Source organism: Brevibacterium atlanticum (genome assembly GCF_011617245.1).
Lineage (GTDB): Bacteria > Actinomycetota > Actinomycetes > Actinomycetales > Brevibacteriaceae > Brevibacterium > Brevibacterium atlanticum.
The window spans coordinates 2,713,238-2,739,991 of record NZ_CP050152.1 but is presented as its reverse complement, the minus strand read 5'-3'; the positions used below and the strand labels follow the sequence as shown (position 1 = coordinate 2,739,991).

The window sequence follows — 26,754 nt, the reverse complement described above, 5'->3', positions numbered from 1 at the left end:
CGACGCACTCACCGGCGGCATCGATGTCACCGTGTCCATGGTCCTGTGGCTGCTCGCCGCGGGAATCCTGGCGGGGTGGATCGATGCCGTCGTCGGCGGCGGCGGGCTGATCCAGCTGCCTGCGCTGCTGCTCGTGCCGGGGATGAGCCCGGTCCAGGCGGTGGCGACGAACAAGATCGGGTCCATTGCGGGCACGACCGCCTCGGCGATCACCTATCTGCGCAAGATCACCCCGGACCGGTCGGCGACGATCCCGGCGGCGGCCTCGGCGTTCCTCGGGGCAGTAGGCGGGGCGAAGCTCGCCACGCTCGTTCCGAGCGAGGCGTTCACCCCGATCATCCTGGCCGCCCTCATCGGAGTCGGCATCTTCACGGTGCTCAACCCCAGCCTCGGCGCCGATGCCACGCTGCGCTTCGGTGAGTCCTCGAAGCGTCACCATGCGCTGTCGTGGCTGATCGGGCTCGTCATCGGCATCTACGACGGGGTGCTCGGACCGGGCACGGGATCCTTCCTCGTCATCGCGTTCGTCTCGATCATCGGGTTCTCGTTCCTCCAGGCCTCGGCGACGGCGAAGGTGATCAACTGGGCGACGAACTTTGGCGCACTCGTCTACTTCGTCCCCGATGGTCAGGTCGTGTGGCTGCTGGGCATGATCGTCGCCGTCGGCAATGTCGGCGGCGGCATCGTCGGCGCACGCACCGCGCTGAAGCGGGGATCAGGGTTCGTCCGCGTCATCTTCGTCGTCGTGGTCTCGGCGATGATCCTCAAACTCGGCTACGACGTCCTCACCACCCTCATCCACTAATTGCTACCTGACGGCGGCGCAGCAACCTCGCGCGAGGTTGCTGCGCCGCCGTCAGGTAGCAATCAGCCGATGGGTTTGAGGGCGTGGGCGTTGACTCCGGCGACGTCGGCGCCGGACAGGGCGCGCGCGACCCACAGGGACCTGGCCGCATCGGCCAGGCTCGACTGCGATCCGCCCGAGGCCGCCCGCAGGTACCAGAACATGTTCGTGATCTCCCGGGCCACGGTCGCGCCCATCCCGTACTGCGGATCGATGCCCGCGCACAGGGCGAGATCCGTGGCGAATCCGCGCAGCCAGGCCGCTTGCGCCTGCGGATGCTCGGACGGAATCTCCGCCAGCCGGTTCCACAGCACCGGGGCCATCGTGTACGCCGTCGGCCCTGCCAGCGGCTGCGGGTCGATGGCCTTCCACGTCGACACTCCCGTCGGGTCCGGGTTGCCGGCGAGGATATTGTAATAGTGCAGGTCAGCGTGGATGAGCCAGTTCTCGTCCGACGCCGCCAGGGTCTGCATCCAGTTCCGCGCGAAGGACAGCAGCAGCGAATCCTGAGGACCGGCCTCCGACCACCCGGTGAGCAGGCCGGCATCGGCATCGAAGCTGCCCAGCCACCCGGCGACGACATCCTGGACCCGCAGGAATTCCGTACTCGCCGGAATCTCCAACGACCGCTGCAGGGCACCCCACACCGGAGGCACATCAGCCAGCGGCAGCACCGAGAGATTGTCCTTCGTCCGCAGCCGCTCCTGCAGGGTCACCCGGAAGCTGCGGTCATCGCGGATGACGCGCACCGCCCCGTGCCCGTTCCACATCTTCAGCGCCCGCAGCACCTGCGCATGCGCGGCCGTATGCGCCGAGGTCGGCGCCGCGAACCGCAGCACCCCCTGATAGTTCTCCTGGGTCAGCACGGGAATCACCAGCGATTCGCAGCCGGCCCACGGGGCGCCGGGCACATCGTCGAAGCGCAGCTTCCACCGGTCGAGGACCTCATTGGCCATATAGTCGAGTGCGGCGACCCACGCATCCGTGCGGTATTCGCCGATGATGTCACGCGTCGAGCGGTAGAGGACGGGCGGCACCTTCACTTCTTCGCCTCCGCCTGACCGGCCTCGCCGTACTCGTAGCGCAGCGGCTGCGATCGGGCGAAGATCGCCCGTGCCTTGGCCGATTCCCACAGGCGCAGGACCGCCGAGGTGTCCCCGTCCAACCATGGCAGCAGCGCCGAGGCGAGCCCGTCCTCGAGGCCCAGTGCGAGCTCCTTCGCCGACTGCGCATCCGTGGGGCTGGGGTCGAGTTTCCACGCTGACGCGTTCGGATCCGCCTTCGCCTCACCGAGGGCTTCGAGCATCTGGCCCGAGAGCGAGCCGAGGGACTCGAGCCGGGCCAGCGCACCCTCCCGTTCGGCTGACTTCGACTCGAGGTGGACCGCCAGCCGCTCGTAGCCGTAGGCCGCGGCCCGCGACTGGTCGAGGATCGCGTTGAATACTTTCGTACGGGCGTCATCTTCGGTAGAGGCGTCGTCGGTGTCCGAGCCTTCGCTCTTGCCGGAGCCCTTGCCCTTGTCGCTGGCCTCATCGGCCCCGTCCCTGATGAGTTCGGCGGCGGTGGTGACGAGCTCGGGCTTCTTCTCACCGGCCACGAGCGTCATGCCGGTGGCCACATCGGCGAGCACCGGGATGAGTCCCGAGCCGAGCTGGGACGATGCTTCGAACACGGCCTGCGAGACCGCCTCGGCGGCCTCGACGAAGGTCCGATCCTCTTCGGTCGGTGCCGGTTCGGTGGCGAGCTCGCTCGGCGGATTCCATTCCGGACCGATCGCCTTGGTGAACGCGGCGAGGTCCTCACCTGCAGTTTCGGGGTCACCCGAACCTGGAGTCGTCGAGGCAAGGATGCGGGAGATGCGATTGCGCAGCTGCTGCGTGGAATCGAGGGTGGGGACGTCGGGATCGTTGTCCAACCGCAGCCCGCACGCGCTGAGCAGACCCAGGCCCGCGCCGCTGACGCCGACGGTGAGGAGGGCTCGGCGGCTGACGGGAAAACGCATACGGCAATCCTATCGGATGCTTAACGTCGACCGAGGCTGTCGCTTAGGGTGGGGGATAGGCGGTCAGCAGGCGAAACGGGCCGACCGTCGGATCCCTCCGCCCCACCTCGGCGGGCGGGAAGGCCAGCGAAGAGGAGGAGAAATGGACGAGGACGTCGAACGGATCACGGGTCTGCTCGCACCGCCCTTGGAATCGGCGGGATTCCACCTGGAGAACGTCAAGGCCGTCGCCGCCGGCCCCCGTCGCACCCTCACCGTCGTCGTCGACCTCGACGAGTCGAGCACCGAGCCGATGTCGATGGAGAAGATCGCCGAATCGACGAAGATCGTCAGCGACACCCTAGACGAGGTCGAGATCTTCCGCGACAAGCCCTATCAGCTCGAGGTCACGAGCCCGGGGGCGACCCGGAAACTCGAGACGCCGCGCCACTTCCGGCGCGTCATCGGGCGACGCCTCGACATCACCACGAAGAAGGACACATTCAAACTCGACCTCGCCGAGGTGGCCGACGGGTCGATCTCGGGAACGGATCCGGCGAAGCGGGAGGCCCGGACGATCCCCCTCGACGACATCCGCAAGGCTCAGGTCGAACTGAAGTTCCGCTGACGGCGCCGAGGCGGCTGAGCCCTCGCTGACAGGATGCGGGCGGAGACTGGGATAGACTGTTACGCCTGCATAAGTGAACACAGACAATTCAATGCTCGAATGAGCCGGAGAGGACATAGGCACATGGACATCGATCTCAATGTTCTGCGCGTGATCGAACGAGAGCGTGAGATTCCGCTGGACACCCTCGTCGAACTCATCGAACAGGCTCTCTTCCTCGCCTACCAGAAGACCGAAGGCGCCTGGCCCGACGCCCGTGCCGAACTCGACAAGTCCACCGGCGAAGTGCGCATCCTCGCCGTGGAGTTCGACAACGACGACAACCCGATCGGCGAATTCGACGACACCCCCACAGGCTTCGGCCGCATCGCCGCCCAGACCGCCCGCCAGGTCATCCACCAGCGTCTGCGCGACGTCGAGGACGAGTCGCTCCTCGGGACATTCAAAGGCCGTGAGGGGGAGATCGCCTCGGGCACCATCCAACAGGGCAACGACCCGCAGATGGTGCAGATCGACCTCGGCGATGTCGAGGCCGTGCTGCCCCCGCACGAGCAGGTCCCCGGCGAACAGTACCGGCACGGCACGAGGATGCGCGTCTACATCGCCGACGTCCACAAGGGCCAGAAGGGCACCTCGGTCACCGTCTCCCGCACCCACCCGAACCTCGTGCGCCGGCTCTTCGCCCACGAAGCGCCCGAGATCGCCGACGGCACCGTCGAGATCGTGTCGCTGGCCCGCGAGGCCGGCCACCGCACGAAGCTCGCGGTGCGCGCCACGAAACCGGGAGTCAACGCGAAGGGCTCGTGCATCGGCGAGCTCGGATCCCGCGTCCGCGCGGTGATGAACGAACTCGGCCAGGAGAAGATCGACATCGTCGACTACTCCGACGACCCCGCGAAGTTCATCGCCCACGCACTCTCGCCGGCCAAGGCCAAGCGGGTCGAGATCCTCGACGCAGCGGCGCAGGAGTCCCGCGCCGTCGTCCCCTCCGACCAGCTCTCGCTGGCCATCGGCAAGGAAGGGCAGAACGCCCGCCTGGCCGCAAAGCTCACCGGCTGGAAGATCGACATCATCGCCGCGGACTGACCCCGCCGAGGCGGCGGACTGACCCCGCCGAGGCGGTGGACCGACCCCGCCGAGGCGGCCTGCCAGCGACATCGTCGCAGTCCAACCGCTTCGGCGAGTGATTCGCACCACTGGACCCATGGCGCGAGCCGGGGTGCCGGTGCTGTAGAATCATTGATTGTGAATGCTGGCGATGGACCCGTAAGGACGTGCATCGCCTGTAGGCAGAAGGACGATCGGAACGCACTGACACGCTTCGTGTTCCGTCCCGATCAGCACCCGGCCGTCGTCCACGACGTGTCAGCGACACTTCCCGGACGTGGTGCCTGGGTACATCCCGATGAGAAGTGCCTGACGAAGGCACGGACCACTGCCGCCTTCGCTCGAGCCTTTCGAACGAAGATCACCGCCTCGGACCTTCCGGGGCCGGATACCGAACCCAAAGAGAACGGGTAGCCGAATGGATGACAAGTTGTGAGTGTCGCACGATGACACCCAGACGGAAATCGAGAGAGCAGTGAAATGAGTACTGCTCTTCATTGATGAGGTTCTTTCCTGACCGGGAAGGAACCCGGACAGGAGAACTGTGGCAAAGCCCCGTGTCCATGAGCTCGCGAAAGAGCTCGGCACAACCAGTAAGAACGTCCTCGAGAAGCTCCAGGACATGGGCGAATTCGTTCGCTCTGCTTCCTCGACACTCGAAGCGCCCGTCGTGCGCCGGGTGAAGGAAGCCTTCGCCGATTCCGGATCCGCCGAGGGCCAGAAGTCCTCCGGCGCGAAGAAGTCCGCGAAGCCGGCCGCAAAGCCCGGAGCCCCGAAACCCGGTGCGAAGCCCGCACCCAAGCCCGCCGCGAAGCAGGCACCGAAGTCGACCCCAGCGAAGCCGACCCCCGCCGAGGCGGACGCCCCCGCTGCGAAGTCCGCACCGAAGCCTGCCGCTGAGCCGGCGGCCGAAGCGAGCCCGGCACCGACCGAGTCCGCCGAGCCCTCGGCACCCGAGGCGAAGTCCGCACCGAAGCCCGGAGCACCCAAGCCCGCTGCCGCAGCGAAGCCGGGAGCTCCGAAGCCCGGAGCTCCGAAGCCCGGCGGCGCCGGCAAGCCCGGTGCCCCGAAGCCCGGAGGCCGTTCGGCTCGTCCCGGCAACAACCCCTTCGCGTCCTCGCAGGGAATGCCCAAGCCCGGCGGCCGCGGTCCCAAGCCCGGTGGACGCTCCGGCGGTCAGGGTGGCCAGGGCGGACGCCCCGGCAACAACCCGTTCGCACCCTCGCAGGGAATGCCGAAGCCGGGTCAGAAGCCCCGCTCGGGCGGCGACGAGTCCTCGGGCGGCCCGCGTCCTGCACCGCGTCCCGGTGCACCGCGCCCCAACCCGTCGATGCTGAAGAACTCGGCACTCAATAAGCCCGCTCCCGGCCGTGGTCGCGGCGGCGGACGCGGCAACGCTCCCGCAGGCGGTCCCGGTGGCCCAGGCGGAGCCCCTGCCGGCGGTCCTCGTCGCGGACCCGGCGGCGGCCCCGGTGGTCGCGGCTCAGGTCGCGGTCGCGGAAGCACCCAGGGTGCCTTCGGCCGCGGCGGCGGTCCCCGTCAGAAGGGACGGAAGTCGAAGCGGGCGAAGCGCGCAGAGCTCGAGCAGATGCAGGCTCCCTCGGTCGGTGGAGTCACCGTTCCGCGCGGAGACGGCAACACGCCGCTGCGTCTGCGTCGCGGCTCGTCGCTGGCCGACTTCGCCGAGAAGATCAACACGGATCCGACGAACCTCGTCACCGTGCTCTTCCACCTCGGTGAGATGGCGACGATCACCCAGTCCCTCGACGAGGCGACCTTCGAGGTCCTCGGCGAGGAGCTCGGCTACAAGATCGAGATCGTCTCACCCGAGGACGAGGACCGTGAGCTGCTCGAGACCTTCGACATCGACCTCGACGCGGAAGCCGCTGAGGAAGACGACGAGGATCTCCAGGCTCGTCCGCCGGTGATCACCGTGATGGGTCACGTCGATCACGGTAAGACCAAGCTGCTCGATGCCATCCGCTCGGCCAATGTGGCCGGTCGTGAGGCCGGTGGCATCACTCAGCACATCGGTGCTTACCAGGTCGAGGTCGAACACGAGGGTCAGGAGCGCAAGCTCACCTTCCTCGACACCCCGGGTCACGAGGCGTTCACCGCCATGCGTGCCCGCGGTGCGAAGTCGACCGACCTCGCAATCCTCGTGGTCGCCGCCGATGACGGTGTGATGCCGCAGACCATCGAAGCACTCAACCACGCTCAAGCGGCCGAAGTGCCGATCGTCGTGGCCGTGAACAAGGTGGATAAGGACGGGGCGAACCCGGCCAAGGTCATGCAGCAGCTGACCGAATACAACCTCGTGGCCGAGGAATACGGCGGCGAGACGATGTTCGTGCCGATCTCCGCGCTCAAGCGCGAAGGCATCGACCAGCTGCTCGAATCCGTGCTGCTGACCACCGATGCTGCACTGGACCTGCGGGCCAACCCCGACAAGTCCGCTCGCGGCATCGCGATCGAAGCCAAGCTCGACAAGGGCCGCGGTGCTGTCGCGACCGTCCTCGTCGAGTCCGGCACCCTGCGTCAGGGTGACGCCATCGTCTGCGGCACTGCCTACGGACGTGTGCGTGCGATGTTCGATGAGAACGGCAACCAGGTCGACGAGGCGGGTCCGTCCCGTCCCGTCCAGGTGCTCGGTCTCTCCTCGGTTCCGCGTGCCGGGGACTCGTTCATCTCCACCGATGACGATCGCACCGCCCGGCAGATCGCTGAGAAGCGCGACGCCATCGAGCGCAATGCCGCTCAGGCCCGCGGTCGCAAGCGCATCAGCCTCGAGGACTTCACCAAGGCACTGGCCGAGGGCAAGGTCGACATGCTCAACCTCATCCTCAAGGGCGATGTCTCCGGTGCCGTCGAGGCGCTCGAGGATTCGCTGCTCAAAATCGATGTGGGCGACGATGTCGACCTGCGGATCATCCACCGCGGCGTCGGTGCGATCACGGAGAACGACATCAACCTGGCCACGGTCGACAACGCGATCGTCCTCGGCTTCAACGTCCGTCCGGAAGCGAAGGCTCGCGACCTGGCCGACCGCGAAGGCGTCGACGTGCGCTACTACTCGGTCATCTACCAGGCGATCGACGACATCGAGAACTCGCTCAGGGGCATGCTCAAGCCCGAGTTCGAAGAGGTCCAGACGGGCACCGCGGAGATCCGCGAGGTCTTCCGGTCGTCGAAGTTCGGCAACATCGCCGGTTCGATCGTCCGCGACGGTCTCATCAAGCGCAACTCGACCGCTCGCGTCACCCGCGACGGTGTCGTCATCGGCGACAACGTCAGCATCGAATCGCTGCGTCGGTTCAAGGATGACGCGACCGAGGTCCGCGAGGGCTACGAGTGCGGTATCGGACTCGGCAAGTTCAACGACCTGCGCGAAGGCGACATCATCGAGACCTTCGAGATGCAGGAGAAGCCGCGCGACTGATCGCATCCGCGAACTGATCGCGGCGGATTCCTCATCGCGTAGGACTCCTGACCGCAGAGAGTCGACTTCGAAGGCTCCGGCCGGTTCCATGACGGGACCGGCCGGAGCCGCGTCGATTCCACAGTTACCATTGGGCCTGAAGAACTGCTCCGGCCCCGACACAAAGGACACGAACCATGGCAGACCCGACTCGGGCTCGCAAGATCGCCGACCAGATCAAGGTCATCGTCGCGAGCACAATCGAACGCAGGCTCAAGGATCCGCGCCTCGGCTTCGTCACCGTCACCGATGTGCGGGTGACCGGCGACCTCCAGCACGCCACGATCTTCTACACCGTCTACGGTGATGACCAGGACCTCGTCGGCACCGGCAAGGCGCTCGAATCCGCAAAGGGATTCATCCGCTCCGAGGTCGGCAAGGGCCTGACGATCCGTCTGACCCCGAGCCTCGAATTCATCGCCGATGCCGTCCCCGAGGCGGCCGCCCGGCTCGACGGACTGCTGGCTCAGGCCGCCGCCGACGATGCCCGTGTGGCGGGCCTGGCGAAGAATGCGCAGCCTGCCGGAGAATCCGACCCGTATAAGAAGACCGACGGCACCGACGAGGACTGAGGCGTCGTGGACGCAGGCCACCGTTGCCGCGGTTGTGGGTTGAGCTGCGATGCGGACGGACCTGACCTGCGATGTTGGCGCGAACTGAACTGCGATGTTGTCACTGCCGATGGCTTCGCCCGGTGGTCGGGGCGGCTGCACCGAAGGCTTGATCTTCGTCACGTGCGGAAAAAAACTTCCTGTAACAGTTTTGTTATCTTTGCATGGTGTCGTAGACTTTTTCCGGTAACGAAACGATTACGACTCTGTTAAGGGAATTCTGCATTGGGTAAGCACTCTTCACCGAAGCCGTCGTTCGCGAAGCAGCTCGTCCGGGATCTCACTCCCAACAAGCGCTCCTCGGGCCGGCACTCAGCGAACGTGCCGTCGACGGCGACTTCCGTGCTGGCGACCGTCAAGCAGCGTCCCGTCGTCGCTGCCATCGCCGTTCCGGCGGCCGCGACCGCAGCCGTGGTCGGTTCGACCGTCGTCATGGGACCGCCCGACACGGGCAACGTCACCACCGAGGCTGCGAACACCACCTCCGAGGAATCCACCAGCCCCTCGCAGGTGAGCCAGGACGAACTCGACGAACAGCGTGAGAAGGCCGGCGAAGAGTACCTCGACAAGGTCAAGGACGATCCGAAGTACAAGAACAAGTCCTCGAAGACCACGCTCAACGTCAAGACACCCAAGCCGAAGCCGACCACAGAGTCCTCGGCCTCCTCGAGCAAGAGCGATGACTCCTCATCCTCGGATGAGAAGTCCGAGAAGGGCGAAGGCACTTCGAGTGACACCTCGGCTCCGCCGTGCAGCGTGTCCTCCTCGATCGAATCCGGCCTGCTGCCGAACGCCGTCAATGGCTACCGTGCCGTGTGCGCGAAGTTCCCCGAGGTCAAGACCTTCGGCGGACGCCGCCCGGGCACCGGTTCGGATCACAACACCGGTGAGGCTGTGGACATCATGATCACCGGATCCACCGGCGACCGCATCGCCGAATACCTCATCAAGAACCAGGGCAGCCTCAACGTCAAGTACGTCATCTGGAAGCAGCGCATCTGGATGCCCGGAAAGGGCTGGAAGGGCATGGAGGACCGCGGCTCCGCCACGGCCAACCACTTCGACCACGTGCACGCCTCTTTCAACTGATTCCTGCCTTCGTGAGCGAATCTTCCCCGCAGGGCATCCTCGTCTGCGACAAACCGCAGGGCCTGAGTTCCCATGGTGTGGTCTCCCGCATCCGCCGCTGGTACGGAACGAAGAAGGTCGGTCATGCCGGCACCCTCGATCCGATGGCCACCGGAGTGCTCGTGCTCGGCCTCGGCCGCGGCACCAAGCTGCTCACCTATATCACGGGAGTCTCGAAGACCTATCTGGCGACGATCCGCCTCGGGTCCTCGACCCCGACCGATGACGCGGACTCCGGACCCGACTGCTTCGCCGTGCCCGCAGACCTCGCCACCGTCGACACTCCGGCGATCGAAGCCGCTGTCGCGAAGCTGCGCGGACCCATCGACCAGGTGCCCAGCGCGGTCTCGGCGATCAAGGTCGACGGCAAACGCTCCTATGCGCGTGTGCGCGCCGGCGAAGACGTGCAGCTGAAGGCCCGCCGCGTCGAGATCTCCTCGTTCGAGATCATCGACATCCGCTTCTCCGCCGCCGACGGCCATATCGATGTCGATGTCGAGGTCGACTGCTCCTCGGGAACCTACGTGCGTGCCCTGGCCCGCGACATCGGCACCGACCTCGGCGTCTACGGGCATCTCACTGCGCTGCGCCGGACTCGAGTCGGCGACTTCGAACTCGACCAGGCGGTGACTCTGCCCGCCGATCTCGACACTGCGCCCCCCGCACTCATGCCCCTCGCCGAGGCGGCCCGCACCTTCCTGCCCGTCGTCACTGTCCGGACGGAGCAGGCCATCGCACTCATGCAGGGCAAGGTGGTGGCTACCGAGGGCTCGTCCGCGAGCGCAGACTCGGTAGTGGCGGTCATCTGCGATGACGTGCTCGTCTCCGTCGCCGAGGTGCGCCGCGACGGCGGTCTCAAGTCGCTGACCGCCTTCGCCATCGACCTCGCCTGAGCCGCCACGGCTGTTCACAAAGCACAACTGATTAGCTTGTATTGAAGAAATACAATCAAAAACCTTGTGCACCGGTGCGAATTCTGGTGTACTGAAGTCATGTACGTCCTCACCATCGACCAGCAGGACTCGCGCTCGAGTGATGATGCCGTGCCTGCTGTCCTCGCGGTACTCGAGCCCATCGACGCCGTCATCCCGTTCGCCCGCACGATCGGCGATGAGGTTCAGGGCGTTCTCGACGATCCGGCCGCCGTCGCCGAGGCAATCCGCCGCATCGCCGTTGCCTCAGGCTGGCACATCGGCCTCGGTATCGGTGATGTCGAGCGGCCGCTGCCGACGGCCACCACCGAAGCCAGAGGGCAGGCGTTCTATGCGGCCAGACAGGCCGTGGAATCCGCGAAGTCCGCGCCCGCCCACCTCGTCGTCCGCAGCGAGGGAGAGTCCACCGACCGACCGCTCAATGAGCGCGAATCCACCGAGCGCACCCTCGCCGAGGCTGCCCTGCGCCTGCTCGTGAACACGCTGGGGGAGCTGCGCACCCACTCGCGCGGCTACGTCGACCACCGACTCGACCACCCCGATGCGACCCAAGCCGAGATCGCCGCATTCTTCGGGGTCTCGCAGCAGGCCGTATCCAGAGTGCTTGCCTCGGGCACCGCCGAGATCGTCGCCGGTGCCCAAGAGCTTTCCGAATATCACCTCAGGCAATCAGCTGAACTCAGGCAGATGGAAGGTGGCGCCCATGTGGACTGACGTCCTCGTCGCCATCGCGGCCGCGGCAGTCGCTGCCCTCGTCGGGTGGCCGCTCGTGCCGGCGTTCCTGCGCGTGACCCATTCCGGCCCGGGCCACAAGCCCGAGCGCACGGGGGCCGAAGACGTCGAGGTCCTGCGCGGCGGCATGTGGATCGGCATCGTCGAACGCGCCCTCATCGCCGGTGCCATCGTCCTCGGGCGACCCGAACTCATGGCCGTGGTCATCGCGGTGAAGGGACTCGGCCGCTTCGCCGAGATCAAATCCTCGGCCGCGGCGGGGGAGCGGTTCATCATCGGCACCTTCGTCTCCATCGCCCTGTCCTCCCTCATCGGCGTCATCGGCTGGGCCCTCATCGCCTGAACAGGGCATCGCCTGAACAGACGGTCGCCGACCCCGCCCCGACCGGACGGTCACCTGACGACCGAGATCGGGCGGGGCCACCTCGGCGAGGTGCGGGTTAGGAGCGCGATCATGTCTGCGATAATCTGAGTCGGTGCACGGAAGGAGCGATCGTCTGGTGAAGCTGTATCACGGACTCGATGAGGTCGACGTCGACGATGTCGGCACCGTCGTCACCCTCGGCAACTTCGACGGCGTCCACCGCGGACACCAGACTGTCCTGGCAGCCGTCGCCGCCCGCGCCCGGGAAGAGGGACTGGCGTCGATCGCGATGACCTTCGACCCCCACCCGCGCACCGTCCACCGGCCCGAGGACCCGACCGTGATGATCACGAGCAGCGGGCAGAAGGCCGAACTCATCGCCGCCACCGGCATCGACGCCCTCCTCATCCAGCCCTACGACCTCGACTTCGCCGCCCAGACGCCCGAGGAATTCGTCCGCACCTACTTCGTCGAGGCACTCAAGGCGCGCATCGTCGTCGTCGGCGACGACGTCCGCTTCGGGCGCGACAACGAAGGCACCATCGAGACGCTGCGCCGCCTCGGCGACGATTACGGCTTCCGCACCGAGACGATCGACGAAGTCGGGCGCGGGGGACGGTATTCGTCCTCCCGGATCCGCGAACAGCTCACCTCAGGTGACGTCGCCGAGGCGGCCGATCAGCTCGGCCGCTACCACGCCGTCCACGGTACCGTCGTCCACGGTGACGCCCGCGGACGTGACCTCGGATTCCCGACGGCGAACCTCTCAGACGACCATTCCGGGCTCGTGCCCGCCGACGGCGTCTACGCCGGCCGCGCCACGTTCTCCGGCGAAGGTCAGTCGTATCCGGCCGCGATCTCTGTGGGCACGAACCCGACCTTCCAGGGCAGTTCCCGCCGAGTCGAGGCCTACGTGCTCGATAAGGAATTCGGCGAATTCGACGTCTACGACCGTGAGATGACTCTCGAATTCGTCGCCCGCATCCGCGGCCAGGTCGCCTTCACCGGCATGGACGACCTCATCGTGCAGATGCACGAGGACATCGCCGATGTGCGCGAGGTCCTGCACACCTGATAAGCTGATCTCTGCCGTTTTCACCGGCCGCGGTCCCATAGTGCGATGATTTCAGGTCGTCGCGCCGCGCAACGATACGAAGGAGAACCCATGGCTCTCGACACTGCTGTGAAGCAAGAGATCATCAAGGAATACGGAACTCACGAGGGCGACACCGGTTCTCCTGAGGTTCAGGTCGCACTGCTGACCCGCCGGATCTCGGATCTCACCGAACACTTCAAGGATCACAAGCACGACCACCACTCGCGTCGTGGCCTGCTGCTGCTCGTCGGTCAGCGTCGCCGGATGCTCAAGTACCTGCAGAAGGTCGACATCGAGCGCTACCGTTCGCTCATCAAGCGCCTCGGCCTGCGCCGCTGATTCGCTGCGCCGCTGATTCCAGCTGCATCACGGAAGCGTCCCACCTTCGGGTGGGGCGCTTTCGTGCTTCTGCGGTAGACTCGGGGGCGGACAACCCTGACATGGACGTTTCGGTCTTCGGTAGTGGCCTCCGGAGGAATGCGCACCGCAGCTGTCTGCCTCTGCAGACGGTATGCCGTGCCGGTTCCGTGGGCCCCGATCGATGACCGGCTTGGATCCATGGGGTGTCCGAAGCAAATATCCCGCCGGTTCCACACGGAATCGTGCACTGCATCGAGCAGAGCGATGTCTCATGCCTCGAGGACGATCCTCGAGCGCCGAGGGTCGCCGTGTGCCGGCACAACAGAGGAGACTACGTGGGACTCAACCCTGAATCCGCCGTTGCCCATATCGACAACGGCAGCTTCGGTTCGCACACCATCCGTTTCGAGACCGGACGCCTTGCTCAGCAGGCCGCCGGATCCGCCGTCGCCTATCTCGACGACGACACCATGCTGCTCTCGGCCACGTCGGCCGGCAAGAACCCCCGTGAGGGTTTCGACTTCTTCCCCCTGACCGTCGACGTCGAAGAGCGCATGTACGCCGCGGGGCGCATCCCCGGTTCGTTCTTCCGCCGCGAGGGACGCCCCTCGACCGATGCGATCCTCACCTGCCGTCTCATCGACCGCCCGCTGCGCCCGTCCTTCGTCAAGGGCCTGCGCAACGAGGTCCAGGTCGTCGTCACCGTGATGTCGGTCAACCCCGATCACCTCTACGACGCCCTGGCCATCAACGCGGCCTCGATGTCGACCCAGCTGTCGGGTCTGCCGTTCTCCGGCCCCATCGGTGGTGTGCGCATCGCGCTCATCGACGGCCAGTGGGTCGCCTTCCCGAACCACTCGCAGCTCGAGGACGCCGTGTTCAATATGGTCGTCGCCGGTCGCGTGGTCGGTGACGACGTCGCCATCATGATGGTCGAGGCCGAGGCCACTGACAACGCCATCGACAAGATCAAGACCGGCGCCAAGGCCCCCACCGAGGAGGTCGTGGCCGAAGGTCTCGAAGCCGCCAAGCCCTTCATCGCCGAGCTGTGCCGCGCACAGTCCGAACTCGCCGATCGTGCCGCGAAGCCGACCGTCGAATTCCCCGTCTTCCGCGACTACGAGGACGACGTCTACGAAGCGGTGAAGGAACTCGGCGAGGCGAAGCAGACCGAGAACTTCCAGATCGCCGACAAGCAGGAGCGCGATGCCGCCGGTTCCGCCCTCCTCGACGAACTCCTCGAAAAGCTCGGGGAGCGCTTCGAAGGCCGTGAGAAGGAGATCGCAAACGCGCTCAACGCTCTGACCAAGCAGGTCGTGCGCAAGCGCATCCTCACCGACCAGATCCGCATCGACGGTCGTGGGCTCAAGGACATCCGTCCGCTCACCGCCGAGACCAACGTCATCCCGCGTGTGCACGGTTCGGCACTGTTCGAGCGTGGCGAGACCCAGATTCTCGGCATCACGACGCTCAACATGCTCAAGCTCGAGCAGCAGATCGATTCTCTGTCGCCCGTGACCAGCAAACGCTACATCCACCACTACAACTTCCCGCCCTACTCGACCGGTGAGACCGGCCGTGTGGGCAGCCCGAAGCGCCGAGAGATCGGCCACGGTGCACTCGCCGAGCGCGCCCTGGTCCCGGTCCTGCCCAAGCGCGAGGACTTCCCGTACGCGATCCGTGAGGTCTCCGAGGCCCTCGGTTCGAACGGTTCGACCTCGATGGGCTCGGTCTGCGCCTCGACCCTGGCCATGCTCTCGGCCGGTGTGCCGCTGCAGGCACCGGTGGCCGGCATCGCCATGGGACTCGTCTCCGACGTCATCTCCACCGACCAGGGTGAGCAGACCGCATACGCGGCTCTGACCGACATCCTCGGTGCCGAGGACGCCTTCGGCGACATGGACTTCAAGGTCGCTGGAACCCGGGACTTCGTCACCGCGATCCAGCTGGACACGAAGCTCGACGGCCTGCCCGCCTCGGTGCTCGGTGCCGCGCTCAAGCAGGCCCGCGAGGCCCGCATGGTCATCCTCGACGTCATCGCCGATGCGATCGACGCTCCTGCCGAGATGGCACCGACGGCTCCGCGGATCATCTCCGTGAACATCCCCGTCGACAAGATCGGTGAGGTCATCGGTCCCAAGGGCAAGATGATCAACCAGATCCAGGAGGACACGGGCGCGGACATCAGCATCGAAGACGACGGCACCGTCCTCATCGGCGCCACCGACGGACCGGCCGCCGAGGCCGCCCGTTCGATGATCAACGCGATCGCGAACCCGCAGGTCCCCGAGGTCGGCGAACGCTACCTCGGCACCGTGGTCAAGACGATGAGCTTCGGCGCCTTCGTCTCCCTGACCCCGGGCAAGGACGGTCTGCTGCACATCTCCGAGCTGCGCAAGCTCAACGACGGCAAGCGCGTCGAGGACGTCGAGGACGTCGTCGGCGTGGGTCAGAAGGTCCAGGTCGAGATCACGAAGATCGACGACCGCGGCAAGCTCTCGCTCGCCCCGGTCACCGAGGACTCCGATGAGTCCGAGTCGAACGACGAGGGATCAGACAACTGATACTGGATAGTTCACACACCGGGGAGGGCAGCCGAATCGATCGGTCTGTCCTCCCCGGTGGTTTGACGCTGACCACCGAATACATGCCGGGCCTGGCCTCGGAGACGATCGGCATCTGGGTCGCCGCGGGATCCCGTGACGAATCCGCCGAGACCGCAGGCTCCACCCACTTCCTCGAACATATGCTGTTCAAGGGAACGGGGTCGCGGGATGCGAAGTCGATCGCTGCGGCCTTCGACCGCACCGGCGGGGACTCGAACGCGATCACCGCGAAGGAGCTCACCTGCTACTACTCGCGGTGCCTGGTCACTGACCTGCCGAACATCACCGGGCTGCTCATCGACATGGTCTCGAACTCACAGCTCGATGCTGACGAGTTCGAACGCGAGCGCGGTGTCATCATCGAAGAGCTCGCGATGTCGGCCGATGATCCCGGCGATGTGCTCTTCGACGACTTCGATGCCCTCGTCTTCGGTCAGCATTCGCTGGCCCGTCCCGTAGGGGCGACGAAGGAGCAGATCCGCGTGCTCGGGCATCATACGGTCATCGATCATTACGCCTCGACGTATGTTCCGCCGAGGCTGGTCATCGCGGCCGCCGGAGGAACGACCCACGAAGACGTGCTGACGATGGTCGAGGACGCCCTCGCCGAGGCGGGGCTCGGGTCCCGTGCCGACGTCTGGTCGGGCGCGGGGGCGGGCGCGGAATCCTCGCTTGGTGGGGCCGCCTCGGTGGCCGGTGCCGGTCCGGAATCCTCGCTCGGCGGAGCCACCTCGGTGGCGAAGGGATCGCACCTGGGCGGGGCCGCACGTGTGCGTCCGGAGTTCCACTCGGGGACCTCCCACACCGTCAAGGACATCGAACAGCTGGGGATCATGCTCGGCTGCGAGGGCCTGGAGGAAGGCCACGAGGACCGGTTCATCTACTCGGTCATGCTCACGATGCTCGGCGGTGGAATGTCCTCGCGACTGTTCCAGAGCGTGCGCGAGGAGCGTGGACTGGCCTATGCCGTGAACTGTGTGGCCAGCCAGTTCACCGATACGGGAACCTTCGGCATCTACGCCGGATGCACAGCCGAGAACGCGCAGGCCGTCGTCGATCTGGCATTGGCCGAATGGAACCGGTTGGCGCAGGAGGCTCCGAGCCGGTTCGAGCTCGACGAGATCGTGTCCCAGCTGTCCGGTTCGATGGTCCTCGGGCTCGAGTCCTCGGCCGCGCGGATGAATCGATTGGCACGGTCGGAGATCTTCGGTCTGCCGCTCGAGGCCCCGCTGGATCTCATCGAACGCGTCCGCTCTGTCACGTCGGAGCAGGTCAGCGAGATGGCCGGCCGCCTGCTGGCCCGGCCCAAGGCGTTGGCCATGGTCGGCCCCGCTGCCGAGGTCGCACTGCCCTGACCATCGTCGACGTGCCGTGGAACTGCTTCGGTTCGTGGGATGCTGGTTGAGAAGACACTGAAGGCAGATCGGGAGATGGCGAGGAAGAACGCGGCGGCGCGCAGGGAAGAGATCCTGGCGGCAACGGTCGAGGAGATCGAAGCCGCCGGCCTGCGCACCCTGCGCGTCTCCGACGTCGCCGCACGCCTCGGCTTGAGCGCCAGCCTCATCATCTACCACTTCGAGACGAAGGAGGCCCTCGTCACCGAGGCCTTCGACCACGCAGGTCGGCAGGACATCGATCGTGCGCGGGAACTGTCGAGCGGATCGGGCCCGGTGCGTGAACGACTGCGGGCGGTGGTCGGCTGGTACTTGCCCACCGGAACATCGCGCAGCTGGAAGATCTGGATCGACGGCTGGTCCGCCGGTCTCTTCGACGACTCACTGAAGGCGACGTTCGCGGGACTGGACCGGGAATGGAAGTCGATCCTCGTGCGCCTCATGGAGGAGGCCATCGCCGCGGGGGAGTGCACCGCTCCCACGGGCGGCACCGATGCGAGCGCAACCCGCATCCTCGCTTTCCTCGACGGACTTGCCATTCAGATGATGGTCAATCCGGAGGCCGTCGACGCCGGGCAGCTGAGGGCGTGGGTCGCTGACTTCCTCACCCATGAGCTCGGGTGATCGGTCCGCGTGGCGCTGGACGGAAATTGTTTGGTCGATCCGCCGTGATCTCGTCGCCGAAAACACGGTGGAATGACCAAAGATCCGCGCGGATCACGGCTTCGCCCGGTCAGTAGCGAGCTGAGAAGCCGCCGTCTGCGGAGAGGAGCTGGCCGCTGATCCATCTGCCTTCGCCGGAGAGTAGGAACGCTGTGACGGCGGCAATGTCGCGCGGAGTCCCCATTCGGCCGAGCGGTTGATAGGAAATCAGCCCGGTCCTGGTCTCTTCGTCCATCCATCCCGTGTCGATCGGGCCCGGGTTGACCACATTGGCGGAGATCTTCTTGGGTCCGAGTTCTCGGGCAGCCGAGATGACGATGCGGTCGAGCGCTCCTTTCGACGAACCATACGGGAGGTTGCCGGTGGTGTGATCGCTGGTGAAGGCGACGACGGCTCCGCCAGATTCTCCGACCTGCCGTGCGAATGCTGCGATAAGGAGCAGTGAGGCGCGGGCATTCACCGCGATGTGCTGGTCGAAGCTCTCTGCTGTGGTGTCGAGGATTCCGGATTCCTCATCGTGCGCGTGGCTGAGAACAAGCCCTTCGACCGTGCCGTGGTCATTCCGGACCCGACCTATCAGCTCCTGCGCTTGTCGGGCCGAAGACAGGTCACAGGGATAGTCGCCATAGTCGATGTCGCTCGTGAGCACGGTCCACCCGTCGGCCTCCAGGCGGGAGGAGACCCCTGCGGCGATGCTGTTCTCTCGTCTGGCTCCGGTGATGAGGGCTGTCGGCATACGCCGATCCTAGCTACTGGCCGCAGCGGTGGAAACCGCTCAGCCGGTGGTGGTGGCTCTGGAGCGCTCAGCCAGACTCAGCGACGATCTCAGCTTTGAAGCCGGACGAGTTCTCTATCCATCCGGCGTAGTGTTCCTCTCCTCCGGCGTGGGGGTATCGGTCGTGGTAGAGCGGGAACCAGCCGTGCTCAGGGGCTTCGTTCATGACCGAATCGACGTTTGCCGGGTCACACGCCTTGAACGCGAGGTGGTTGACGCCCGGCCGCCTCCGATCGTGCGGGACTGCGGTCGAGTTCGGTGATGTCGTCAGCGACAGGTAGGCCCCGCCCGCGCTCCAAGACTGTCCGTTCTCCCACTCCGCCATGAGTGTGAACCCGAGCCGGCCCAGCAGCCAACCCCACTCCTGCAGGTCGTTTTCGAGATCGGCGAGCCATACTTCGACATGATGGATTCCGGGCACGTGTCATTCCTCACTTGTTGTCGCGGATTGGTGCGCCCTCCGGCGCCCGATCGACTCTTGGAAACGGGCAAGGTATCCGTCTGGATCTGCGACGAGGAATTGTCTGACTCCGGCCTCTTCGCCGCGGCCCACCTGATACCACTTCGTCTCGGGCGGGGCGAAGAGCGGGTAAGAAGCGTCGTTCAGTGATTCTGCGATGGCGTGTGTGTCGGCGACTGCGATCTGGAGGTTCATGCCTCGTCCAAACGGTCTTTGGAGGTCCCCCGCAATCCAATTGCGCCCGATTCCGTGTTGTTCCAACATGATGTGGGCCGATCCGTTGGCGATGTAAGCGAATCCCTCTCCCGGACGCTCATACATGACCTCGAACCGGCAGAGCTCGCACCAGAAGTCAACGCTGTCTCCGATATCGCTGATCAGCAGCTCAGGTACCAGCGACGGAATGTGCGGGGTCTTCACCATGCAGTCATCGTCGCATACAACCTGTCTTTGACTGAGAAGGCGTCGAGCGCCCAGACTGAGAACTGACGCATTACTGAACCGCGATTCAGTAACGCTCAGACCTTTCCTCGTACTCGCCGACCTCCTGGAGGCCCCATGTTCATGGACATCACCTGGCAGGATGCTGCCACCGGCGCGACAGGCTTCGTCGTCATCGACACCCTCGTGCGCGGCACCGCCTCGGGCGGCTTGCGCATGCGCAAGGGCTGCACTCTCGAGGAAGTGCGCGGGCTTGCCCAGGGGATGACTCGCAAGGAAGCCATTCACCTCCGCGAAGGCCGGGCCTATGTGCCCGTCGGCGGCGCGAAGGGCGGCATCGACTTCGATCCCCGAGCACCCGGCGCCAAAGATGTCCTCGAACGGTTCCTCGTCGCGGTCAACCCGATCATGCACTCCTACTGGGCGCTCGGCGAAGACCTCGGAGTCCGGCAGGACGACATCGACGAGATCCTCGAGCGTCGTGGCCTCGGCTCGGGACTCACCGCCGTCTACAAACTCCTCGATGACCCCGCGGCCGCCTCGGCGCGCGTGGAACGATCCTTCACCACCGTCGTCGACGGCATCGCCCAGGACGAACTCGTCGGTGGACTCGGCGTGGCCACCTCGGTGATCGCTGCACTCGAAGCGGCTGGCCGGGAGCCGAGCGAATCCACCGCCGTCATCCAAGGATTCGGGTCGATGGGCGGGGCCACCGCCCGCTACCTCGCCGAGGCGGGACTGCGGATCGTCGGCATCGCCGACGCCGATGGGTTCGTGTCGAACCCCGACGGACTCGATGTCGAAACCCTGCTGGCCACGCGTGATTCCTTCGGTGGGATCGACCGTGCAACACTGCGGGCCGATGACCGCGACGGGGATCGTGACGATTGGCTGGCCACCGAGGCCGATGTCCTCGTCCCCGCCGCCGTGAGCTATGCGATCACGCCCGAGAACTGCGAATCGGTCCGGGCCTCGCTCATCGTCGAGGCCGCGAACATGCCCGTCCTCCCGGCCGCCGAAGAAGCGCTGCTGGCCCGCGAAGTCACCGTCGTCCCCGACTTCCTCGCGAACTCGGCGACGAACGCCTGGTGGTGGTGGGTGACCTTCGGCGACGTCGACGGCAGCTGGGATGACAGCCGCACTATCGTCACTGAGACCCTGCGCGCACTCACCACCGAGGTGCTCGATTCCGCCCACGACCAGGGCATCAGCCTCCGCGCGGCCGCCCAGGCGAAGGTCGACGCAAACCTCGCCGAGCTCCATGCCGACGAGCTGTCCACGCAGGCGAAGGGACAGCCATGACCACGCAGGAACTCACCGGCGGCGCCCACCTGGCCAGGGCACTCAAAGCCGAAGGCATTACGCGCGTCTTCGGCATTCCCGGCACCCACAACCTCGAGATCTTCGCACAACTGAGTGCGCACGGCATCGAGATCATCTCGCCTCGCCACGAACAGGGCGCCGGATACATGGCCGACGGTGCGGCGCGGGTCACCGGTGAGGTCAACGTCGTCGTCACCACCACAGGTCCGGCCGTGCTCAACGCCCTCACCGCGCTGCTCCAGTCCTTCACCGACTCGGTGCCCATCCTCCTCGTCTGCCCCGGCATGCCGGTCAACCACCCCGGCCGCGGCAATGGACTCCTCCACGAAGTCCGCAACCAGTCGGGTGCACTCTCGGCCGTGCTCACCGAGGTCACGCGAGTTACCAGCCCCGGCGAAGTGTCTCTGGCCGTCGCTCAGAGCCTGTCGGCCATGCGCGCGGGCCGCACCCGACCCGCGGCCATCGAGATCCCGCTCGACCTCATCGACACCACAGGACACGGACGGTTGCACCCTTCCATCGCCCGTCCTCGTCCGACCGCCGATCCGCAGACGCTTGAGGCCGCCGCCGAGGCCATCGCGGCCTCCCGACATCCGCTCATCATCATCGGTGCCGGAGCCCGATCCGCCGGTCCCGCAATCCTCGACCTGGCCGAGACATTGGGAGCGGGGATCATCCTGTCCTCGAACGCGAAGGGCATCATCGACGACAGGGAACCTCTCTGCCTCGGCGCCGTCGGAGTCCTCGACTGCCTGCCCGAGCTGCTCGACGGCGCCGATGCCGTCATCGCCATCGGCACCGAACTGGCCCCCAGCGACTTCTGGCCCGAACCGCTGCCCTTGCCCGAAACCGTTGTTCGCATCGACATCGACGAGGTGCAGATGATCACGAACGCCGAGGTGAGCCACCCGATCCTCGCCGACGCGGAATCTGCCACCACCGGACTCGATGCCGCGCTGACTTCTCGCCGTGCCGATGAGGCCACGCGGGCGGCAGCGGCATGGGCCGGGCAGCGGAAGGCTGCGGCCGCCTCGGCGGCGGAGGATTCGGGCCGACCATGGGCGGACCTGTGCGGAGCACTCAACTCCTTCACCGCGCAGGCGGAATCGCCCGTGATCGTCGCGGCGGACTCGACGATGGCCTGCTACTACGGCGTGCAGACGGGCTGGGCGGCACGGGCGGGGGACCGGTTCCTCTACCCGGCGGGAGCAGGGACGCTCGGCTACGGTCTGCCGGCGGGGATCGGCGCGAAGCTCGCGGCCACCTCGGCGCGGGTCATCGCCATCGAAGGCGACGGTGGTTCGATGTTCACCATCGCCGAACTCGCCGCTGCGGTGCAGGCGAAAGTGCAGGTCACGCTCGTCATCGTCGACAACGGCGGCTACGGGGAGATCCGCAACGAGATGGCCGACCGGGGCGACACACCCTCCGGCGTCGTCCTCACCGGGCCGGACTTTCCGGCGCTGGCACAGGCGATGGGCGCACGCGGGGTCCACGTCGACGGCGAGGAGGACCTGCTCACGGCCCTGCTCGACGCTGACGAACACGACGGGCCGACGCTCATCCACATCACCGAGCGATCGCGGGCGGGGGAGGCGATGCTCCCGGCGTGACCACCTCGGCGGCGATCTCGACATGTGGGAATTGTGTCGGCAGAAGTCGTCGGCGGGTGAGGTTCGGACAGGTTTTCCGGCGTTTTCATGGGAAATGGAATAGAGGCCGCGGACCCCTTGTTGTCCGAGATGAGACCCTGGGATAGGGTCGAAATGAAGCCACCGTTCGGTGGACATCAAATCTCATCAGGAGGAATCTCATGGCTGAGCAGTACACACTTCCGGAACTGCCCTACGACTACTCCGCTCTTGAGCCGCACATCTCGGCTCGCATCATGGAGCTGCATCACGACAAGCACCACGCCACCTACGTCAAGGGCGCCAACACCGCCGTTGAGCAGCTGGCCGAAGCACGCGAATCCGGCAACTTGGCCAATGTGCCGAAGCTGACCCGCGACCTCGCGTTCAACCTGGGCGGTCACGTCAACCACTCGATCTTCTGGAACAACCTGTCCCCGGACGGTGGAGACAAGCCGGTCGGTGAACTCGCCGCAGCCATCGATGACCAGTTCGGTTCCTTCGACAAGTTCCGCGAGCACTTCACCACCGCGGCCACCACGATCCAAGGCTCCGGCTGGGCCGTCCTCGTCTACGACCAGCTCGGCGGAAACCTCTTCATCGAGCAGCTCAAGGACCAGCAGTCCGACATCCAGCTCGGCGGTACCCCGGTTCTGCAGCTCGACATGTGGGAGCACGCCTTCTACCTCGACTACCAGAACGTCAAGCCCGACTACGTCAAGGCTTGGTGGAACATCGTCAACTGGGCCGACGCCGGCGCTCGCTTCGACCGCGCAGTCGCTCAGACGAAGGGCCTCCTCCTCGGCTGAGACCCTTCCTTATTGCTACCTGACGGCGGCCCAGCAACCTCGCGCGAGGTTGCTGGGCCGCCGTCAGGTGTTTTGAGACAGTGTCGATCGCACGCATGGTCGAGGTTAGGGTGAATCCATGAACGCAGTTCTCCGGCGCTGGCGAGGCGATGATGCCGCCGCGCTGGGCCACGTCTTCGAGCAGGCCGACGACGCTCTGCTGTCCAACATTCCCGACGACCGCAGTCCCGCGGGCGCACGTGCGTGGATCGAGACCATCACCGACGCCGAGGTGGAGGGCAAAGTCTGTGCCTTCGCCATCGTCGATGAGGCCGACCGATCCGACGACCGTATCCTCGGCAACGTCATGGCCTCCGGGATCGAACACCGGCATTCGACTGCGTGGATCTCCTACTGGACTGCCGTCGAGGGGAGAGGTCAAGGGCTGACCTCGGCGGGACTGCGCAGCCTCGTCGATCACCTTCACGACGAACTCGGCATCTTTCGACTCGAACTCGGATACCGGGTGAACAACCCCGCCTCAGCCGCAGTCGCCAGGAATGCCGGCTTCCTCGTCGAAGGTCGCGAACGCCGAAAGCTGCTCTATGACGGCATCCGCTACGACACCGAAGTCTGCGCCCGACTCGCCGACGATCGCCGAGTCGAAGGGCCGCGACTGCCGATCCTCGCACAGCGCTGACCGCTGCCGCATAATTCTTGGCCCACCTCGACTGCCCAAAAGCACCTGACGGCGGCCCAGCAACCTGGCGCCAGGTTGCTGGGCCGCCGTCAGGTAGCAAATGGGAGTGTTGGTTGAATCACCGGATGTGAGGAGTCACCCTCTGGGTCGCTAGACTGGCGAGCGGAGATCGCAGGGATCGTCACATGAGGAGTCACAGACATATGAGCATTCGCGTAGCCGTCATCGGAGCCAAGGGGCGGATGGGATCCCACGCCGTCGATGCGATCGAGAACGCCGATGGCCTCGAGCTCGTCGCCGCGCTCGGCAGCAACGACTCGCTGGAGTCCCTGCTCGAGAAGAATATCGACGTCGCCGTCGAACTCACTGTCCCGAAGTCCACTGAAGGCAACGTCAACTTCCTCGTCGAACACGACATCGACACTGTCGTCGGCACCACCGGCTGGGACAACGACCGCCTGGCCCGCCTCGATTCCACACTCAAGAACCACCCGGAGACCGCGGTCCTCATCGCCCCGAACTTCTCGATCGGTGCGGTCCTGGCGATGCGCTTCGCCGAACTCGCCGCCCCCTACTTCGATTCCGCCGAGGTCGTCGAGACCCACCACACGCGCAAGCTCGACGCTCCTTCTGGCACCGCGAACCACACCGCCCAGCGCATCGCCGCCGCCCGCAACTCCGCCGGCCTCCCGGCCGTCCCTGACTCCACGGAATCCGATCCGCTCGGAGCCAGGGGAGCGGTCATCGACGGCATCCACGTCCACGCCATCCGCCAGCAGGGTATGAACGCTCACGAGGAGATCCACTTCGGCTCCGACGGCGAAGCCCTGACCATTCGCACCGACTCGCACTCCACCTCGGCGTTCATGCCGGGAATCGTCACCGCGGTGCGCTCGATCGCCGACTACACGGGGCTCATCCACGGCCTCGAGAACATGCTCGACCTCTGATGTCGAAGGCCAAGATCGGGGCGATCATCGTCTCCATCGTCCTCGTCTTCTACTTCGTCCTCATGGGACAGCGGGCCTGGATCCTCGTCCGCGAACCCGACCTCATCCCGCGGATCATGGGCATCGCCCTGTTCGTGCTGCCGATCATCGGCGCATGGACGCTCATCGTCGAACTCATCTTCGGCGCCAGGACCGAGAAACTCGCGCGCATCCTCGGCGACGAGGGCGGACTGCCCGTCGACGATCTGCCGCGCACACCGGGCGGGAAGATCATCCGCGAAGCCGCCGACAAGGAATTCGTGAAGTACCAGGCCGAAGCCGAGGCCGCACCGGATGACTGGCGATCCTGGTTCCGCCTGTCCTGCGCCTACGACGCCAGCGGCGACCGCAAACGCGCTCGTGCCACGATGCGCAAGTCGATCAGCCTCTTCCGTGAGGGAGAGAAACAGGGCGCCTAGCCCCCGACGACGAGGCGCGGATGATCGCAGCAATCCCACCTTCCAAGGGTCCGCGTTGGCTGATCAACATCTTCCACAGCAGCGGAATGAGCACGAAGCTCAGCCCGTGGATCGCGTACTCCGTGGACTGTTCTGCCACGGTTCCCGCGCCCTCCACTGGATCACCGACGACGGCCGGTCGGGTGATCTCGAGCAGCACCACATGCGCGGCGTACACGCTCAGCGGCATCGATCCCGGCGCCGACAGCGGTGCGAGCATCCAGGTCCTGCGTCCCAGCAGCACCGCGGCGGCCTGGCATGCCGCGATCGTCATCACCGCGGTTCCGCCCGTGGAGAGCAGGTCGAACGGCGTGCCCGAATGCGGTCCTGCAATCGCCAGCCACCACCACGAGGTCGCCGAGCTCACCCCGTAGCTGCCGGTGAACAGCGCCGCGGTGAGGTCGATGCCCCACATCTGCGAGTCCGCGGAGAGAGCGGCACCACCGCCGAAGACGTTGAGCAGCAGCCAGGAGGAACCGCGACCGACGACGAAGAGTGAGAGTCCGACAGTGAATAGGCCGAGCAGGTGTCGGCCGATGTCGAGCTTCGCCACCGCCATGCCCAGCAGAATGTAGGACATCCATTGCAAGACGGGGTAGTAGCCGGTGAGGAAGAGGTCGGTGAGCATCGTGCCCGGAGCGGCGAAGTCGAAGAACCCCATCGGCAGATAGTTCGGTTCGAGGAGGAACGTCGACCGGGCCCACATCGACACGACGGGGGAGAGGAGCATCCACGCTCCCGTGATCGCGAACAGGGCACCGGCTCGCAGACGCAGGAAGAATAGGGCGAGAGCGAACATGATCCCGTAGTTGACGAGGATGACCGCCAACAGAGTGGAGATCGACCCGAGGCACAGGCCGATGAGGACGATGACGGCCGCGCGGATGAGCACGCTCGGAGCGGCATCACGCAGTCGACCGGAATCGGTGAGTCGGGAACGCGTGGAGAGCACCAGCGAACAGCCTGCGAGGACCGCGAACAGCGCCGAGGCGCGACCGGCGAAGATCGCCGCCCATGTCGGCATCCCCGTGTCATCGGCGAGTGCGAAGATGTGCGTGACCATCATCGCCAGCAGGGCGATACCGCGGGCGACATCGAGTCCGATGAGCCGACCGGCAGGGCTGAGCCGACGGGCAACCCTCGCCGAGGTGGCCGTGGAGTCCGCGTCGTGCGTTCGGTGAGGTTCCGCCGGGTGAGAGCTCATGGAACGATTCTCACACGACTTCACTTCTGCGCTCCCTCCCATGTACGCGGCCGGGGTATCT

27 protein-coding genes are annotated in these 26,754 nt (G+C 65.9%); 21 read left to right on the top strand and 6 right to left on the bottom strand.

The window, feature by feature from the left end:
- The first annotated feature begins 37 nt into the window (after positions 1 to 37).
- Positions 38 to 805 (top strand): TSUP family transporter, encoded by a 768-nt coding sequence (locus GUY23_RS12215; protein WP_166976032.1) that lies wholly within the window; start codon positions 38 to 40, stop codon positions 803 to 805.
- Positions 806 to 867: 62 nt separating this feature from the next.
- On the opposite strand, the gene GUY23_RS12210 is transcribed toward GUY23_RS12215, so the two are convergent.
- Positions 868 to 1,887 (bottom strand): aminoglycoside phosphotransferase family protein, encoded by a 1,020-nt coding sequence (locus tag GUY23_RS12210; RefSeq protein WP_166972680.1) that lies wholly within the window; start codon positions 1,885 to 1,887, stop codon positions 868 to 870.
- Positions 1,884 to 2,846 (bottom strand): hypothetical protein, encoded by a 963-nt coding sequence (locus GUY23_RS12205; RefSeq protein ID WP_166972678.1) that lies wholly within the window; start codon positions 2,844 to 2,846, stop codon positions 1,884 to 1,886. Before GUY23_RS12205 ends, GUY23_RS12210 begins: the two co-directional genes overlap by 4 nt.
- Before the next feature lie 142 nt (positions 2,847 to 2,988).
- Between GUY23_RS12205 and GUY23_RS12200 the strand changes: the two genes are divergently transcribed.
- The 14 genes from GUY23_RS12200 to GUY23_RS12135 all read left to right on the top strand — a co-directional run bounded on the left by GUY23_RS12200 (position 2,989) and on the right by GUY23_RS12135 (position 17,885).
- Positions 2,989 to 3,453, top strand: a complete 465-nt coding sequence (locus GUY23_RS12200; RefSeq protein WP_166972676.1) for a ribosome maturation factor RimP — start codon at positions 2,989 to 2,991, stop codon at positions 3,451 to 3,453.
- 123 nt (positions 3,454 to 3,576) lie between these two features.
- The gene (gene nusA / locus GUY23_RS12195) at positions 3,577 to 4,539 is read left to right on the top strand and encodes a transcription termination factor NusA (RefSeq protein WP_166972674.1); all 963 of its coding nucleotides are present in this window, start codon (positions 3,577 to 3,579) and stop codon (positions 4,537 to 4,539) included.
- 159 nt (positions 4,540 to 4,698) lie between these two features.
- Positions 4,699 to 4,974 carry a YlxR family protein gene (locus GUY23_RS12190; RefSeq protein ID WP_166972672.1) on the top strand — a complete coding sequence of 92 codons (276 nt, stop codon included), beginning with the start codon at positions 4,699 to 4,701 and terminating at the stop codon, positions 4,972 to 4,974.
- Between the two features lie 130 nt (positions 4,975 to 5,104).
- A complete protein-coding gene (gene infB, locus GUY23_RS12185) occupies positions 5,105 to 7,999 on the top strand; it encodes a translation initiation factor IF-2 (protein WP_166972670.1) in 2,895 nt (964 codons plus the stop codon).
- 176 nt (positions 8,000 to 8,175) lie between these two features.
- Positions 8,176 to 8,610: a 30S ribosome-binding factor RbfA gene (rbfA, locus tag GUY23_RS12180; protein WP_166972668.1), complete on the top strand. Its 435-nt coding sequence runs from the start codon at positions 8,176 to 8,178 to the stop codon at positions 8,608 to 8,610.
- 264 nt (positions 8,611 to 8,874) lie between these two features.
- Complete coding sequence (locus GUY23_RS12175) at positions 8,875 to 9,738, top strand: ligand-binding protein SH3 (RefSeq protein ID WP_166972666.1); 864 nt, start codon at positions 8,875 to 8,877, stop codon at positions 9,736 to 9,738.
- An 11-nt stretch (positions 9,739 to 9,749) separates the two neighbouring features.
- Positions 9,750 to 10,670 carry a tRNA pseudouridine(55) synthase TruB gene (gene truB, locus GUY23_RS12170; protein WP_166972664.1) on the top strand — a complete coding sequence of 307 codons (921 nt, stop codon included), beginning with the start codon at positions 9,750 to 9,752 and terminating at the stop codon, positions 10,668 to 10,670.
- Between the two features lie 99 nt (positions 10,671 to 10,769).
- On the top strand, positions 10,770 to 11,423 hold the full coding sequence (locus GUY23_RS12165; RefSeq protein WP_166972662.1) for a hypothetical protein: 654 nt from the start codon (positions 10,770 to 10,772) through the stop codon (positions 11,421 to 11,423).
- Entirely contained in the window at positions 11,413 to 11,784 is a 372-nt protein-coding gene (locus GUY23_RS12160; RefSeq protein WP_166972660.1) for a hypothetical protein, read from the top strand. The genes GUY23_RS12165 and GUY23_RS12160 overlap by 11 nt, the downstream gene beginning before the upstream one ends.
- 157 nt (positions 11,785 to 11,941) lie before the next feature.
- A complete protein-coding gene (locus GUY23_RS12155) occupies positions 11,942 to 12,880 on the top strand; it encodes a bifunctional riboflavin kinase/FAD synthetase (RefSeq protein ID WP_166972658.1) in 939 nt (312 codons plus the stop codon).
- 90 nt (positions 12,881 to 12,970) lie between these two features.
- A complete protein-coding gene (rpsO, locus tag GUY23_RS12150; RefSeq protein WP_166972656.1) occupies positions 12,971 to 13,240 on the top strand; it encodes a 30S ribosomal protein S15 in 270 nt (89 codons plus the stop codon).
- A gap of 356 nt (positions 13,241 to 13,596) precedes the next feature.
- The gene (locus GUY23_RS12145) at positions 13,597 to 15,825 is read left to right on the top strand and encodes a polyribonucleotide nucleotidyltransferase (RefSeq protein ID WP_166972654.1); all 2,229 of its coding nucleotides are present in this window, start codon (positions 13,597 to 13,599) and stop codon (positions 15,823 to 15,825) included.
- Between the two features lie 62 nt (positions 15,826 to 15,887).
- Positions 15,888 to 17,222 carry a M16 family metallopeptidase gene (locus tag GUY23_RS12140; protein WP_228282269.1) on the top strand — a complete coding sequence of 445 codons (1,335 nt, stop codon included), beginning with the start codon at positions 15,888 to 15,890 and terminating at the stop codon, positions 17,220 to 17,222.
- 75 nt (positions 17,223 to 17,297) lie between these two features.
- The gene (locus GUY23_RS12135) at positions 17,298 to 17,885 is read left to right on the top strand and encodes a TetR/AcrR family transcriptional regulator (RefSeq protein WP_166972652.1); all 588 of its coding nucleotides are present in this window, start codon (positions 17,298 to 17,300) and stop codon (positions 17,883 to 17,885) included.
- 109 nt (positions 17,886 to 17,994) lie between these two features.
- Here GUY23_RS12135 and GUY23_RS12130 read toward each other — a convergent pair whose 3' ends face one another.
- The 3 genes from GUY23_RS12130 to GUY23_RS12120 all read right to left on the bottom strand — a co-directional run bounded on the left by GUY23_RS12130 (position 17,995) and on the right by GUY23_RS12120 (position 19,582).
- The gene (locus GUY23_RS12130; protein ID WP_166972650.1) at positions 17,995 to 18,660 is read right to left on the bottom strand and encodes an SDR family oxidoreductase; all 666 of its coding nucleotides are present in this window, start codon (positions 18,658 to 18,660) and stop codon (positions 17,995 to 17,997) included.
- A gap of 67 nt (positions 18,661 to 18,727) precedes the next feature.
- Positions 18,728 to 19,120 (bottom strand): VOC family protein, encoded by a 393-nt coding sequence (locus tag GUY23_RS12125; protein WP_166972648.1) that lies wholly within the window; start codon positions 19,118 to 19,120, stop codon positions 18,728 to 18,730.
- Between the two features lie 3 nt (positions 19,121 to 19,123).
- Complete coding sequence (locus tag GUY23_RS12120; protein ID WP_166972646.1) at positions 19,124 to 19,582, bottom strand: bleomycin resistance protein; 459 nt, start codon at positions 19,580 to 19,582, stop codon at positions 19,124 to 19,126.
- Positions 19,583 to 19,717: 135 nt separating this feature from the next.
- On the opposite strand from GUY23_RS12120, the gene GUY23_RS12115 reads away from it, so the two are divergent.
- The 6 genes from GUY23_RS12115 to GUY23_RS12090 all read left to right on the top strand — a co-directional run bounded on the left by GUY23_RS12115 (position 19,718) and on the right by GUY23_RS12090 (position 25,450).
- A complete protein-coding gene (locus GUY23_RS12115; protein WP_166972644.1) occupies positions 19,718 to 20,902 on the top strand; it encodes a Glu/Leu/Phe/Val dehydrogenase dimerization domain-containing protein in 1,185 nt (394 codons plus the stop codon).
- Positions 20,899 to 22,536 carry a thiamine pyrophosphate-dependent enzyme gene (locus GUY23_RS12110; RefSeq protein ID WP_166972642.1) on the top strand — a complete coding sequence of 546 codons (1,638 nt, stop codon included), beginning with the start codon at positions 20,899 to 20,901 and terminating at the stop codon, positions 22,534 to 22,536. The genes GUY23_RS12115 and GUY23_RS12110 overlap by 4 nt, the downstream gene beginning before the upstream one ends.
- Positions 22,537 to 22,736: 200 nt before the next feature.
- Positions 22,737 to 23,363 carry a superoxide dismutase gene (locus GUY23_RS12105; protein ID WP_166972640.1) on the top strand — a complete coding sequence of 209 codons (627 nt, stop codon included), beginning with the start codon at positions 22,737 to 22,739 and terminating at the stop codon, positions 23,361 to 23,363.
- A gap of 118 nt (positions 23,364 to 23,481) precedes the next feature.
- Positions 23,482 to 24,042 (top strand): GNAT family N-acetyltransferase, encoded by a 561-nt coding sequence (locus GUY23_RS12100; RefSeq protein WP_166972638.1) that lies wholly within the window; start codon positions 23,482 to 23,484, stop codon positions 24,040 to 24,042.
- 203 nt (positions 24,043 to 24,245) lie between these two features.
- On the top strand, positions 24,246 to 24,992 hold the full coding sequence (gene dapB, locus GUY23_RS12095; RefSeq protein ID WP_166972636.1) for a 4-hydroxy-tetrahydrodipicolinate reductase: 747 nt from the start codon (positions 24,246 to 24,248) through the stop codon (positions 24,990 to 24,992).
- Positions 24,992 to 25,450: a tetratricopeptide repeat protein gene (locus tag GUY23_RS12090; RefSeq protein ID WP_166972635.1), complete on the top strand. Its 459-nt coding sequence runs from the start codon at positions 24,992 to 24,994 to the stop codon at positions 25,448 to 25,450. Before dapB ends, GUY23_RS12090 begins: the two co-directional genes overlap by 1 nt.
- Here GUY23_RS12090 and GUY23_RS12085 read toward each other — a convergent pair.
- Entirely contained in the window at positions 25,413 to 26,693 is a 1,281-nt protein-coding gene (locus GUY23_RS12085; protein WP_166972633.1) for a heparan-alpha-glucosaminide N-acetyltransferase domain-containing protein, read from the bottom strand. The two genes, GUY23_RS12090 and GUY23_RS12085, sit on opposite strands and share 38 nt — an antisense overlap.
- Positions 26,694 to 26,754 lie beyond the last annotated feature (61 nt).